The organism is Specibacter cremeus (genome assembly GCF_003946885.1).
In the GTDB taxonomy this organism is placed as follows: Bacteria; Actinomycetota; Actinomycetes; order Actinomycetales; family Micrococcaceae; genus Specibacter; species Specibacter cremeus.
On record NZ_RWKQ01000075.1, the window covers coordinates 1 to 12,455 of the forward strand.

Genomic DNA, 12,455 nt, shown 5'->3' on the forward strand with positions numbered 1-12,455 from the left:
GGCATGCTGGGAGAGGTCGGCCATGGCACGAGTTTAAGGGGACACGAACCAAAATCCTAAGTCATAATTTCGCAAACCCTAAGGGCTGGTTTCCCGGGACGTGGGCCGTACGAAAACGGCGCGCGCCTCCCCCTGCAATATCAACCCGATATGACGCTAGATCAAACGTCGTCTAGTGCCCGGCCTATGCCGGGCTGCAGAGTAGGCACTATCGAAGTGTCCACTTGTGCACGAACGGGCCACGGCTCTATCGCTCCACTCACCCGAAGAATTCTCCAGCATTATCCTTCGCGCAAAGATGCGTACAGAAGAAAGGAAACGAGCATGCATAATCGCTCACTATTGGCATTTGCCGGAGCAGTATCACTTCTCCTCGCCGGATGCGCGAGCAGCGGCACGGACAGCAAGGCCGGCGGCGACTCATCCTGCTCCGACGGCGTCACCCCGATCAAGGCCCTCGTGGCACCGGGGCAGGCCGGCGCCGAGATCGTCTTCGGCAACACACTCGGATACTTCAAGGACGCCTGCCTTGACGTCTCCGTGCAGACGGCCCAAAGCCCCGCTGCGTCACTCGCCGCCGTGACGGGCGGATCGGCCGACGTGACCTTCACGCCGGTCAACGTGCTCGTCAACGCCACCGCCAAGGGTCTCAAGCTCAAGGCGCTCGCCCCCGACTCAAGCATCCCGCCGGATGCGGAGAACATGCCCTACGACAAGGTCACGACGAGCGAGTTCTACGTCGCCCCGGGAACCACCGTCGGCAAGGCCACCGACCTCGAGGGCAAGGTCGTCTCGGTCGCCGCGCGCGGCGACTCCTCCGAAATGCGCCTCGCCGCGACGATCGTCGACGAAGGCGGAGACCCGAGCAAGGTCAAGTGGACGCCGCTCGATTTCCCGACCGCGCTGCAGCAACTCATGGATGGCAAGGTCTACGCGGCCGCGCTCGTGGAGCCCTTCGCCACCGGGGCGAAGGAAAAGGGCGCGACCGCCCCGGTCCACACGATCCTCCACCTCTACAAGGCCGGCGCCCCGTACACGATGTGGACGACGAGCGGCGCGCTTTACGACTCCAAGAAGGAGGCCATGAAGCGTTTTTCCACCGCGATCATGAAGGTCCAGCAGTACGCGATGACGCACAAGGACGCGTGGGACAAGGCACAGTCGGAGTACAGCAAGGTCCCGCTGGAGACCATCCAGGCCGTCAGCGAGGTCCCCTACTGGCCCAAGGGCCTCGCCCAGGAAGACCTCACGCGGGTCGCCGACATCATGCTGAAGGCTGACTACCTCAAGAAGATGCCCGATCTCAGCGACGTCATCGTCAAGTAACGGAGCATGGACACGAAAATGGCGTCACTATTCGTCGAACAACGAGACGGCCGCCAGGCCCTCGCGCCCTCCAGGAGGGCGCGAGAGCGCCGCGGCGTCTGGAAACGCGCACGCCGAGCCGTGCTGCCGGTGCTGGGCGTGGCGCTCCTGCTTGCCGCCTGGCAGTGGGCGGCCGCGGGGCCGGTGCCCGTTCTGCCGCTCGCAAGCGACACGGCTCTCACCTTCTTGGGAATGTTGGCCACCGCCGAGTTCTGGACGGCCACTTGGGACACGCTGGGCACGGCGATGCTCGGCTTCGCGGTGGCGTCGGCGATCGGCATCGCATTGGGTCTCTTCGCGGGGCTCAACGCCTACGTCTTCCGTGCGTCCAAGGTGGCGATCGAGGTGGCCAAGCCCATTCCCGCGATCGTCATCCTTCCGCTCATGGTCCTGCAACTCGGAGCGAGCCAGAGCATGGTTCTCGCACTCATCATGTGGGCCCTCATCCCGCTACTTGCCGTGACCACGGCGGCAGGTGTGGGCGACGTGGACCCGCTCCTGCTCGAGACCGCGGGCTCGTACCGCCTGCGTCACGTCGCGAAACTCCGTTCCGTCGTGCTGCCGAGTGCTCTGCCGTTCATCGCGACGGGGCTGCGGATCGGCGCCTCCCTCGCCATCGTCATCGCCGTCGTCGGCGAGATCGTGGGAGGCGCGCCTGGCCTCGGTCGCCAGCTTGAGGTCTACCGCCAGGCAGGGCTTCCCCAGACGGTCTTCGCCTACGTCATTGCGCTGGGGCTGCTCGGAGTGGCCATCTACTATCTGCTCCTCGCGCTCGAGCGACGCGTGCTCCGTTGGCATGAATCCTACCGTTCCTCGGTGAAGACGGGCGCCCTGGGCCGTCGGCTCTCCGCAGCCTGGGCCGGGGCGGCTGACCGCTTCTGGGCCTCCCGCGCGGGCATCCACGTCGAGGACATCGGGGTCGCCGCCGCGAAACGGCGTACGGCCCGCACCGCGAACGCACCCAGGAAGGTTCGGCAAGTCCGCTCCTCGTCGAGCGGTCGCGGACTCGTCCTGCAACTCGTCCAGGTGGGCGTGCCGATCGTGCTTCTCGTGTGGTGGTGGTTCGCGTCGAGCACCTCGACATCGCCCTTCTACCCGTCGCTGAGTACGATACTCGAGCACTTCCGCGAGATGTGGATCTTCGACCATTTCGCCAGCGACGTGGTGCCAAGCCTGAGCAATTTCATTGGAGGCTTCGTGCTCTCCGTCGTTCTGGGGATCACGCTCGGACTCGTGGTCGCGCGGCTGCACTGGCTCGACCAGATGCTCGACCCGCTCATCACCTTCTTCCGGTCGATTCCTGCGGTGGCATTCATCCCGCTCCTCATCACGCTCGTGGGCTTCGGCCCGAGCATGCGGGTCGCGAGCATCGTGCTCGCCGCGATCTTTCCGGTGCTCATCGCCACCGTGGATGGCGTCCGCAGCATCGACGGAACGCTCGGCGAAGTCGCGCGAAGCTATCGAGTCTCCTCGATCCGCCGGCTCTTCTCGATCTACCTCCCCGCCGCCACGCCACGCATCTTCTCGGGAATCGAGATCGCGCTCGCGATCTCGCTCGTCGTCATGATCGCCTCGGAGCTCATCGGGACCTCCTTCGGCATCGGCGCCCAGGTCGCCCGGGCGCAGACGGACCTCGCCTTTGCCGACATGTGGGCAGGAATCCTTCTGCTCTCGCTCATCGGGCTCGCCTTCAGCATCGTCTTCACGGCGAGCAGGCGGACAATCCTGTCCTGGTATTTCGGTGCGCGCGCCGCCGCGCGTGCCCAATAAAGGAGAACGACATGACCAACGAAAACCTTGCGACACTGCATGGCCGGCCTGCGGCGGCCCAGGGGCAGACCGCGGCGATACCACGACTTGCCGTCAGGGACCTCAGCAAAAGCTACGGCACCGGCCCGGCCGGCAAGGAGGTCATCCGTGAGTTGAACTTCGAGGTCGCCGCCGGCGAGTTCGTGTGTATCGTCGGGCCCTCGGGCGTCGGCAAGACCACGCTCCTCAAGTGCCTCTCGGGCCTGCTGCCCGTCACGTCCGGCGAGGCACTCATCGACGGAGTGCGTATCTGTGAGCCCCCCAAGGAGATGGCGCTCGTCTTCCAGGACTACACGCGCTCGCTCATGCCGTGGCTCACCGTCGAGAAGAACGTGCTGCTTCCGCTGCGCGAAACCGGACTGCGCCGTTCGGAGATGAAGCATCGCCTGCAGGAGTCACTCGCCCAGGTGGGCCTGAGCGACGTGCTGCACAAGTATCCGTGGCAGCTCTCCGGCGGAATGCAGCAGCGCGTCGCCATCGCCCGCGCCCTCGCCTACCGTCCCGAGATCCTGCTCATGGACGAGCCCTTCGCCTCACTCGACGCGCAGACCCGGTTCGACCTCGAGGACCTGCTGCTCACACTCCGGCGCGAACTGAACATCACCGTCGTGTTCGTGACCCACGACATCGACGAGTCCGTCTATCTCTCGGATCGCATCGTCGTGCTCGGCTCGGCGCCGTGCCGCACACGCGAGATCGTCGACGTTCCGCTCGGTTCGACGCGCAACCAGATCGAGACGCGTTCACGCGCCGAGTTCTCCGAGTTGCGCACGCACATCCTCACCTCGGTCAAGGCCGGCGCACTCAACTGACCCGGACCAGCACACATCCAACACATCCAACACATCCACTAGCCCGCGGGCTCACATGAAAGGCACAACATGACCGTTCAGATCAAGGACTTGGGAAACGACGACTTCGTCGTCTCCGTCGGTGGCGTGGAGATCCTCGCCGGCGCATCCGACCAGGCGATCCGGCCAGGCGACCTCCTGCTCGCGGCCATCGGGGCGTGTACGGCGGGCACCATCCGCGACTTCGCCGTGCGCAACAACGTTTCAGGCTTCGACCGCGTTGACGTGAAGGTCGACTCCGAGGTGGGAACGAAGCCCACGAGGATCACGGACATCGACCTCGTGATCGAACTGATCGGGAACCTCGACACCGAGCACGTCGACTACCTCACACGCGTGGGCAAACACTGCAAGATTCACAACACGCTGCATCGCGAGCCGGAGATCACCGTCGAGGCGCGCGTCGGGGAGACGGCATCATGACCATCGAGTACTACGACTTGGGCACGCACAGCTGGCCGATCTCCACGACGTCTCCAACCGCGCAACAGTGGTTCGACCGTGGGTTGATCTGGATGTACGGCTTCAACCATGAGGAGGCGATCGCGTGTTTCACGCGCGCGATCGAGGCCGACCCGGAATGCGCCATGGCTTACTGGGGGGTGGCGTACGCGGTAGGGCCTAACTACAACAAGCCGTGGGGCAAGTTCGACCCCACCGATCTCAGCCAGTCGTTGGCCACGGCGGAGGAATACCTACACCGCGCGCTGGCGCTCGCGGAGACCGTCACCGAGCCTGAACGTCTTGTCATTCAGGCCTCGACAGCGCGCTATCAGGGTCGCACGGCAGGAGACTTTGCACAGTGGAACGCGGACTACGCGCGAGCGATGGGGGCAGTGTACGAGCGCTTCCCGGACGACGTAGAGATCGCAGCGCTGTACGCGGACTCCGCGATGAACGTCAACGCACGCGAGTTCTGGAAGAAGGACGGCCTTCCAGGGGTGCTGGGCGGCCTGGAGATCCAATACATTCTCGAGCGGGCGCTCGAGCAGCCGGGCGGACAATACCATCCTGGCGCGCTGCACCTCTACATCCATGCGATGGAGTGCAGCCCGTACCCGGAGCGTGCGCTTCCGGCGGCCGATCGCCTGCGCGGCCTCGTGCCCGACGCTGGTCACCTCAACCACATGCCATCCCATATCGACGGCGTATGCGGAGACTACGTGAGCGTGCTCGCGTCCAACTCGCAGGCGGTCCTCGCGGACCGCAAGTGGCTGGAGCGGGAGGGGAACATGAACTTCTACACCCTCTACCGGCTGCACAACCTCCACTTCAAGATCTTCGGCTCCATGATGCTCGGCCAGTCCGTGCTCGCGCTGGAGGCGGCCAATGAGATGGCCGAGACCATCCCGGAGTCCCTCCTGCGCGTCGAGGTTCCGCCGATGGCCGACTGGCTCGAAGGGTCGGTGAGCATGCGCTTGCACGTGTTGATCCGCTTCGGACGGTGGCAGGAGATCATCGACACCCCGCTGCCGGCGGACCAGAAACTGTACTGCGTCACGACGGCGATGACGCACTACGCCAAGGGGGTCGCATACGCGGCGACCGGGCGCATCGAGGACGCCGAGCGCGAGAAGCACGCCTTCTACGAGACCGTTCCGGCCGTTCCGCCCACGCGCGAGGTCTTCGAGACGCTGTGCGTTGACCTGCTCACGGTCGCGGCGGCGATGCTTGAGGGTGAAATCGAGTACCGCAAGGGCAACTACGAGGTCGCGTTCGACCACCTGCGCAACGCGGTCGCGATCAACGATGCGCTGCGCTCCGAGGAGCCGTGGGGGCAGATGCAGCCGCCGCGGCACGCCCTCGGCGCGCTCCTGCTGGAGCAGGGGCACTACGAGGAGGCGGAAGACGTCTACCGCACCGACCTGGGCCTCAACGACAAGGTTGGGCGGATGTTCCAGCGCCGCAACAATCTGTGGAGCCTCCACGGGCTCCGCGAATGCCTCATGGCCAGTGGCCGGCATGGCGAGGCCGGAATCATCGCCAAGCAATTCGAGTTCGCTTCGGCACGCGCCGACGTCCCCATCAAGGCGTCCTGCTGCTGCCGCACCACGGCGTTCGCCGCCGTCTGAGGCAGAGAGGAAACCCATGTCAGCGAACCAACAGGGGGCGGAGAGCCCCGATACCCTCTGGTACACCCACTGCCCCATCCCCACGCCGACCTCGATCGCCTGGCAGCGGGGGCTCTTCTCCGACGAATTCGCGGCCGAGGGAATCGAGGTCAAATCCCTCTGGCAGTCCGACCGGCGCGAGGTACGCGACTCTCATTACCTGCACACCCAGCCGAACTCGTTCCGGCATGGCGGCAATCTGCCTCCCCTTCTCGCTCGCTCCCGCGGGAGCGATGTCCGCCTCCTCGGCATGACCTGGGCCGGCGTACGCAATGCGATCCTCACCCTGCCCGGATCTGGGATCGCCTCGGCAGAGGACTTACGGGGCCGCCGCCTGTCCGTGCCCCGGCGCCCGCGAGCAGCATTCGACTTCTGGCATGCGCATGTTCTGCGCACCTACGAGGGCGCGCTCGCGGCCGTGGGCCTCTCGCTCGACGACGTCCGACTCGTCGAGGTTGTGGTCGACGAAGACGAAAGCGGTGAAGCGCTCACGCGTTCGGTCTCCTTGTCGGACACCGCACGGAGACTCGCGCGGCGTCATCGAGAAGAGGTCATCGCACTGGTGGCGGGCAGGATCGACGTCATCGCCACGGAGGGCCAGACGGCCGTGACCATTCAGGACGTCCTCGGGCTCGACGTGGTGACCGACCTCTTCGACCTCGAGAACCCCGCCGACCGGGTCAACAATACGATGCCGACCGCGCTCACGGTCAGCGGGGCGCTGCTGGATGCTCGCCCCGATCTCGTGGAGCGGTGGCTCGCCGTCGTGTTGCGAGCGGGGGAGTGGGCGCGTGACCACGAAAGGGAGGCGAAACGCATCGCGGCGCTGGAATGCGGCATTCATGAGGATCACGTCGAGCGTGCCTTCTCGGCGACGATGCACGAACACCTGGGCGTCGACCTGGAGGATGCGTCCCTTGCCGCACTCGAGGCACAGCACGACTTCCTGCTCCGCCACCGGATCATCGACACCCCGGTGGACCTCCGCTCGTTCGTCGTGCCCGAGGTCCTTCACGCGGCACGTGCACGCGTCCCCGTCGCCGGCTGAACCGAGCCGCCCGGAATCGAACCCATGACATCGGGCATCCTCATACAGCCCGGCATGGTGGTCTTGGTGGCGCGGAACCTCGCGTGCCTCGTCCGGCGGCACCCTCGCCGCTCTGCTCGTACCGGTGCTCTTCATGGAGAGCGCCGGTACGTCGTGGGATGAGTCCCGACATATGAATCAGATATAACCACATCCGGAATCACCGCCTACTGGCCACCGAATGGGCCTGGAAACATGAGCATCATGACACACACCGACCTCAGGACCATCGAGCACCCCGGGCGCATCACCCGCTGGAGGAGGTCGGCGATCCCGGTGCTTCCCGGCCTCGCCGTCACCGCGGCGGCGGTCGCGGCCGCGATCCTGATCGGCCGCTTCGTCCCGACCGTGAGTGTGCTGCTCATCGCGATCGTGCTCGGTGTGCTCCTGCGGAACGTGGCCCCGCCCCCCGCGATCTTCGAGCCTGGCCTGACCTTCGCGGCCAAGAAGCTGCTGCGCCTCGGCGTTGTGCTGCTCGGCCTGCAGCTCGTGCTCGGCGACATCTTCGGGCTCGGCGCCGGAATGGTGCTGGTCGTGATCGCGATCGTCACGATCGGCATCCTCTCCACCCTCCTCATCGGCAAATGGATGGGCATCGGCTTCACCCAGCGTCTGCTCATCGCCTGCGGATTCTCCATCTGCGGCGCGGCCGCCGTGGCCGCCGTCGATGGCGTGATCGACACCGAAGACGAGGAGGAGGTCGTCACGGCCATCGCTCTCGTCGTCATCTTCGGAACGCTCCTGATCCCGATCATCCCAGTAATGGCCACGCTCCTCGGGCTCAGCAACCACCAGAGCGGGCTCTGGGCGGGTGGCTCCATCCACGAGGTCGCGCAGGTCGTGGCGGCGGGCGGCGCGATCGGAGGCGCCGCGCTCGGGCTCGCGGTCATCGTCAAGCTCGCGCGGGTGCTCATGCTCGCGCCCGTCATGGCTGTCATCAGCATGCAGCGCAGGAGCCAGCTGCGCCGCATGGGCGACACGGCGGTGAGCGCGAACATCAAGCGTCCGCCGATCATCCCGCTCTTCGTCGCGGGCTTCATCGTCATGGTCGCGATCCGCTCGACGGGCGCCATCCCCGCGCCCGTCCTCGACGTCGCGAAGGTGGCGCAGACGGCGCTGCTCGGGGCTGCGATGTTCGCGCTGGGCACCGGCGTACGATTCTCGGCATTCAAACAGGTGGGGATCAAGCCTTTCGCACTCGCCGTGTGCTCCACACTGACAGTCGGGCTTACGGCCCTCGGCGGCGTGCTGTTCTTCGGGTAGCACGGCGCGATTCGCCGCCGAGGCCTCGGCTAACGCAAGCGGGCTCCACCCCCGTTCAGCGAAATCCGACGGGACTGGCCCTCGTTTGAGCCAGAAAGCGAGCCGAAGTGCCGATTCTCCCGGTGTGTCGAATCGAAACGAGGGCCGGATCCGTCCGTGCCGTCGGCCGTTGTTCCGGGCTGGGCCTAGTGGTTGGGCCTAGTTTGCGGCGGGCATGCCGGCGAACAGCGGTGCGAGCGCCTGCCACTGGGCGATGGCGCAGCCGTTGCGCTGGGTGAGCGTGCTGTTCACCGGCCGGCCGGCGACGGTCCCCTCGACGACGGCCACGGTGGGCGGCCCGGCCTGCATGGTGCACGCCTTCTTCGGATCCGTCGGCCCGAAGCCCAACACGCCGACGGCGGCGACGGCGGCGCACGCGGCGGCCGGGTCGGGCACCGTGGAACCGGCCTGCGGCGTCGCCCCGTCGCATAGCAGCACGAAGTCCTTCGTCGCCGTGGCCTGGTTGGATTCCCGCATGGTCACGGTCAGTGCCGTCACGGCCACCGATGTGGCGCCCGACGTGCCGCCGGCGGACGGCGACGTTTCCGAGGACCCGGGCCCCGCCGTCGTACCTCCACAGCCGGCCAGCAGTGCGGCGGCCAGCATGGCCGCTGCCGTCGCTGCGTATTTGCCCCTCATTCCGTTTCCCCTGTCATGAAGCCGTCGATGGCCGCCCTCAGCCGCGCACGCAGGACCGCCGACCGTGCGCTGAACTCGCGCTGGTGCGCCACATAGTCCGCCTTGCCGGCGGCCGTCTCGATCGGGATGGGCGGGTAGCCCCACGTGGCCAGGTCGTAGGGTGACGCCTGCATGTCCATGACCCGAATCTGCCACGACAACTCGAAACAGTCCATCACCAGCTCGCTCGGCAGGGCCGGGGAGAGCTTGTACGCCCACTTGTACAGGTCCATGTTGGCGTGCAGGCAGCCGGGCTGTTCCAACTCGCGCTGGTTCTCACGCGTGGGCGCCAGTTCGTTACGGCCAACGGCCTGCGGCGTGTAGAACCTGAAGGCGTCGAAATGCGTGCAGCGGATCCGGTTCTCCTCCACCACCCGGTCGGTGCCGTCCGGGCCGAGCCGCAGGTCCAGGTATTCGTGCCGGACCTGGTTGGCCTGCTGCTTGTAGACCATGGCCCATTCGTGCAGCCCGAAGCAGCCGAACTGGGCCGGCCGGGCGTCCGTACCGGCCAGGATGGCGCGGGCGAAGTCGACGGCCGCCTTGCGCCGGCCCAGGAACGCCGGCAGGTCAAGGACGACGGCGGTGCCTTCCGCCGGTGCCCCGGCCGCGGCCCGCTCGGCGTCGGCGGCGGGGCGGTGGAACTTCCAGGCCAATCGTTCGGCGGCGGCTGGGCCGTGCAGGATCACACCCGCGCCGGGGTGCCAGCGGGACAGCGCCCCGGGTTTCTGCGTGTAGTACGTGAACAGGAAGTCCTCGACGGGGTGCTTCCGAGCGGCCGAGCGGCGTTCAAGGTAGGGGTCGGCGTACGTGGCCACGCGCTCGCGGTGCGCTTCGGCGCCGGCCTGCCACTGGTCCTGTGACAGCCAGCGCGTCGTGCCGGGGGAGGTGGGCGTGGTCATGCATCCATTATCGGTGCACGGCTCACGGCTGCGCGGCTCACTACGGGTGAGCCGCCGCCACGGTTTCCCGCGACTCGGCGTACTCGGCGCGGGCCGCGGCGTCGATGAGGGCCATCATGGACGCGTGCAGGTCCCGGGCGGCCGTTCGCGTCAGGCCCAGTTTCCTCATCATGATGCCCGGCACCGCCAGTGCCTCGTTGCGGAGGGCCTGTCCGGCCGGCGTGAGGTCGACGGACAGCGCCCGCTCGTCGCTTTCGGATCGGCGCCGAGTGACGTACCCCGCCGACTCGAGCCGCTTCAGCAGCGGCGAGAGCGTGGCCGGATCCAGCAACAGGGCGCCGCTGATGTCCTTGACGGTTCGCGGGCTCTGCTCCCACAGGGCCAGCATGACCAGGTACTGCGGGTGCGTCAGGTGCAGTTCGGCCAGCACCGGCTTGTAGGCCGCGATGACTGTCCGGGACGCGACGCTGAGTCCGAAGCACAGCTGGCGTTCAAGCAAGAGGTCGTCCTCGTGCGTATTCATGTCCGTCCTTCCGCCGACGCGCTGCAAATAGTTAGTGCACTAATCATTAGGGTACTATGTATCTGCGTGGGGATGTATATGGGCGCGGATCGACCGCCCCGCCGGTCAAGCACAAGGAGAATCCGATGAGCGATCACTCGGTCGTGCAAAAGTTCATGCGTTTCACGGGGCGCCTGCGCGTCGTGTTCGGTCCAGCCGTCAGCAGCCCGCTCGACCACGAGATGACGCAGGCCAACAGGGCCCTCTTGGACCAGCGCGTCGCGGAGACGGCCCAGTGGGAGACCGTGACGCGCGCCAACGGCAGCACGTACCTCGTGGCCAAGGACCCGCAGGACAAGTCGCTGCGCTGAGCTGGACGTCACCGGCGGGCGGGTCCACAATGAGTCCCACAAGGTAGACTGGTGACTTGCACCACATGCCACCCAAGGCTGGAAGGGAGGTGTTGACGATGACGACGAAGGAACCGTTCGTGGAGAGATTCCTGCGGACCACGGACCATCTGGCCAGGGTGTTCGTGCAGGCTGCCAGGAGCGACGCCGACGCGCCGGTGATCCACCGCCATGACGAATTTGAGGCTGCCAGCGAGGAAGAATTGGCCGATTTTGTCGTGGAGACCGATTCGGAGGGCCACCACTACGCGGTCCGGAAGTCAGATCCGGTCCCGGAGGAATCGGAATAGTCGCGGCCGGAGCGCAAGGCGGGACGGGCAACCTTGGTTGCCCGCGCCGCCTCGTCTCGTACGCCGGCTGGGTCCAGTAGCTGATTCCCGAGGGCTGGACGACAATCATTATCCGCACCCGATAGATAAGTCCGCGTTTAGGTACTTCGAGTGATCCGACCGGCTGATCTGGGCGACAACTTTACCTGGCATGTCCGCTCCGCCGGCACAACTTGGCGCCAGCGGCAATGTGCATCTATGATCAGATGGCTATGGTTCATGGAAGAACCGATACCGTACTTGTGAGTATAATGCTGGCGTGGCCAGATAATTTCGGGGGCTATATTGGGCAAACTATTAGAAGATCCGTTTGTCTTAATGCTGATCGTTTTCCTGGTCATCGTGGGACTAATTGCCGGGACCGTTCTGCTTATCGTCAAGCTAGTTGCAAAGCGGAAGACGGAAGCTGCGGTGACATACCAGCCAGCACCTGTTGGCGCGTATCCTCATAGTCAATCGTCTCAGCCCTACATGCAATATCCATCACAAGCACCGTCAGGGCAGGGAACTCGTCCTGAAGATACGGCCAACGGCCCTGCTTTCGTCGGTCAGTATCCAACGACTCCTGGTCAGGTTCCGAACCTGCCGCTGCAATATCAAGCACCTGTTGTCCAGTGGGTGTTCCAGCCCACGATCCCTCGACCCGCGTCATCGGGTCCTCGTGTGGCGTCCGGCGTGCTCTCAATTGCGCTCGGGTTGTGGGAGTTCTTCATTTTCTGTGTGTATGTAGGCGTGCGATTCGTGAACATGGGATTGTTCATCGCGGCTGTCGGAAGCATAACCATGGGCGTCATCATTCTGGTCAAACACCGAAGGCGCAGGATGCCGGCTCCCCTGTTGCTTCTGATTTTTGCTTCACTTGGACTGCTCGCAGGGCTATCCAGCGACCCAATGCACACGCCCACCCTTGTCTTGACCTTCCCGCTCGTTGCTGCCACCATCGCGCTCGTCACGGTTGTTCTGGCCAAGGAAAAAAGCCGTCACTGAGGTAGTAAAAATCCCGCAGGCCTTGTTTACAGGTAGCTGGTCAGGTAGCCTGCGGGGTCCATGGTCAGGGTCCCGGAAAAGTCGCGTGTCAGCAGGTCAGCAGGCATGTGAGGGCCCGGTCTGGA

At 65.5% G+C, this 12,455-nt stretch carries 13 protein-coding genes; 10 read left to right on the forward strand and 3 right to left on the reverse strand.

Annotation, left to right across the window (positions count from 1 at the left end):
* The first annotated feature begins 324 nt into the window (after positions 1 to 324).
* The 7 genes from EJC77_RS19620 (at position 325) to EJC77_RS19650 (ending at position 8,486) form a co-directional block, all read left to right on the forward strand.
* On the forward strand, positions 325 to 1,326 hold the full coding sequence (locus tag EJC77_RS19620; protein WP_164520502.1) for an ABC transporter substrate-binding protein: 1,002 nt from the start codon (positions 325 to 327) through the stop codon (positions 1,324 to 1,326).
* 6 nt (positions 1,327 to 1,332) lie between these two features.
* Positions 1,333 to 3,135 carry an ABC transporter permease gene (locus EJC77_RS19625; RefSeq protein WP_125616807.1) on the forward strand — a complete coding sequence of 601 codons (1,803 nt, stop codon included), beginning with the start codon at positions 1,333 to 1,335 and terminating at the stop codon, positions 3,133 to 3,135.
* An 11-nt stretch (positions 3,136 to 3,146) separates the two neighbouring features.
* On the forward strand, positions 3,147 to 3,986 hold the full coding sequence (locus EJC77_RS19630) for an ABC transporter ATP-binding protein (protein ID WP_125616810.1): 840 nt from the start codon (positions 3,147 to 3,149) through the stop codon (positions 3,984 to 3,986).
* A 69-nt stretch (positions 3,987 to 4,055) separates the two neighbouring features.
* Positions 4,056 to 4,448, forward strand: coding sequence for an OsmC family protein (locus EJC77_RS19635; protein ID WP_125616813.1), 393 nt, complete (start codon positions 4,056 to 4,058; stop codon positions 4,446 to 4,448).
* Positions 4,445 to 6,097: a tetratricopeptide repeat protein gene (locus EJC77_RS19640; RefSeq protein WP_125616816.1), complete on the forward strand. Its 1,653-nt coding sequence runs from the start codon at positions 4,445 to 4,447 to the stop codon at positions 6,095 to 6,097. The genes EJC77_RS19635 and EJC77_RS19640 overlap by 4 nt, the downstream gene beginning before the upstream one ends.
* 16 nt (positions 6,098 to 6,113) lie before the next feature.
* On the forward strand, positions 6,114 to 7,184 hold the full coding sequence (locus EJC77_RS19645) for an ABC transporter substrate-binding protein (protein ID WP_125616819.1): 1,071 nt from the start codon (positions 6,114 to 6,116) through the stop codon (positions 7,182 to 7,184).
* 234 nt (positions 7,185 to 7,418) lie between these two features.
* Complete coding sequence (locus EJC77_RS19650) at positions 7,419 to 8,486, forward strand: YeiH family protein (RefSeq protein ID WP_240630387.1); 1,068 nt, start codon at positions 7,419 to 7,421, stop codon at positions 8,484 to 8,486.
* A 198-nt stretch (positions 8,487 to 8,684) separates the two neighbouring features.
* Here the strand turns inward: EJC77_RS19650 and EJC77_RS19655 are convergent, their stop codons facing one another.
* Genes EJC77_RS19655 through EJC77_RS19665 form a run of 3 tightly spaced genes read right to left on the reverse strand, consistent with a single transcriptional unit; the run spans position 8,685 to position 10,625 of the window.
* On the reverse strand, positions 8,685 to 9,164 hold the full coding sequence (locus EJC77_RS19655) for an SSI family serine proteinase inhibitor (protein ID WP_240630388.1): 480 nt from the start codon (positions 9,162 to 9,164) through the stop codon (positions 8,685 to 8,687).
* The gene (locus EJC77_RS19660) at positions 9,161 to 10,102 is read right to left on the reverse strand and encodes a 3-methyladenine DNA glycosylase (RefSeq protein WP_125616822.1); all 942 of its coding nucleotides are present in this window, start codon (positions 10,100 to 10,102) and stop codon (positions 9,161 to 9,163) included. The genes EJC77_RS19655 and EJC77_RS19660 overlap by 4 nt, the downstream gene beginning before the upstream one ends.
* A 40-nt stretch (positions 10,103 to 10,142) precedes the next feature.
* On the reverse strand, positions 10,143 to 10,625 hold the full coding sequence (locus tag EJC77_RS19665) for a MarR family winged helix-turn-helix transcriptional regulator (protein ID WP_125616825.1): 483 nt from the start codon (positions 10,623 to 10,625) through the stop codon (positions 10,143 to 10,145).
* A gap of 125 nt (positions 10,626 to 10,750) precedes the next feature.
* On the opposite strand from EJC77_RS19665, the gene EJC77_RS19670 reads away from it, so the two are divergent.
* The 3 genes from EJC77_RS19670 (at position 10,751) to EJC77_RS19680 (ending at position 12,330) form a co-directional block, all read left to right on the forward strand.
* On the forward strand, positions 10,751 to 10,975 hold the full coding sequence (locus tag EJC77_RS19670) for a hypothetical protein (RefSeq protein WP_125616828.1): 225 nt from the start codon (positions 10,751 to 10,753) through the stop codon (positions 10,973 to 10,975).
* 98 nt (positions 10,976 to 11,073) lie between these two features.
* Positions 11,074 to 11,304, forward strand: a complete 231-nt coding sequence (locus EJC77_RS19675) for a hypothetical protein (RefSeq protein ID WP_125616831.1) — start codon at positions 11,074 to 11,076, stop codon at positions 11,302 to 11,304.
* Between the two features lie 357 nt (positions 11,305 to 11,661).
* Positions 11,662 to 12,330, forward strand: a complete 669-nt coding sequence (locus EJC77_RS19680) for a hypothetical protein (protein ID WP_125616833.1) — start codon at positions 11,662 to 11,664, stop codon at positions 12,328 to 12,330.
* Positions 12,331 to 12,455: the final 125 nt, after the last annotated feature.

What these genes read in the sequence shown, in the direction of transcription:
- EJC77_RS19620 (WP_164520502.1), top strand. Translation starts at nt 325, where the DNA reads ATGCATAATCGCTCACTATTGGCATTTGCCGGAGCAGTATCACTTCTC.
- EJC77_RS19625 (WP_125616807.1), top strand. Translation starts at nt 1,333, where the DNA reads ATGGACACGAAAATGGCGTCACTATTCGTCGAACAACGAGACGGCCGC.
- EJC77_RS19630 (WP_125616810.1), top strand. Translation starts at nt 3,147, where the DNA reads ATGACCAACGAAAACCTTGCGACACTGCATGGCCGGCCTGCGGCGGCC.
- EJC77_RS19635 (WP_125616813.1), top strand. Translation starts at nt 4,056, where the DNA reads ATGACCGTTCAGATCAAGGACTTGGGAAACGACGACTTCGTCGTCTCC.
- EJC77_RS19640 (WP_125616816.1), top strand. Translation starts at nt 4,445, where the DNA reads ATGACCATCGAGTACTACGACTTGGGCACGCACAGCTGGCCGATCTCC.
- EJC77_RS19645 (WP_125616819.1), top strand. Translation starts at nt 6,114, where the DNA reads ATGTCAGCGAACCAACAGGGGGCGGAGAGCCCCGATACCCTCTGGTAC.
- EJC77_RS19650 (WP_240630387.1), top strand. Translation starts at nt 7,419, where the DNA reads ATGAGCATCATGACACACACCGACCTCAGGACCATCGAGCACCCCGGG.
- EJC77_RS19655 (WP_240630388.1), bottom strand. Translation starts at nt 9,164, where the DNA reads ATGAGGGGCAAATACGCAGCGACGGCAGCGGCCATGCTGGCCGCCGCA.
- EJC77_RS19660 (WP_125616822.1), bottom strand. Translation starts at nt 10,102, where the DNA reads ATGACCACGCCCACCTCCCCCGGCACGACGCGCTGGCTGTCACAGGAC.
- EJC77_RS19665 (WP_125616825.1), bottom strand. Translation starts at nt 10,625, where the DNA reads ATGAATACGCACGAGGACGACCTCTTGCTTGAACGCCAGCTGTGCTTC.
- EJC77_RS19670 (WP_125616828.1), top strand. Translation starts at nt 10,751, where the DNA reads ATGAGCGATCACTCGGTCGTGCAAAAGTTCATGCGTTTCACGGGGCGC.
- EJC77_RS19675 (WP_125616831.1), top strand. Translation starts at nt 11,074, where the DNA reads ATGACGACGAAGGAACCGTTCGTGGAGAGATTCCTGCGGACCACGGAC.
- EJC77_RS19680 (WP_125616833.1), top strand. Translation starts at nt 11,662, where the DNA reads ATGCTGATCGTTTTCCTGGTCATCGTGGGACTAATTGCCGGGACCGTT.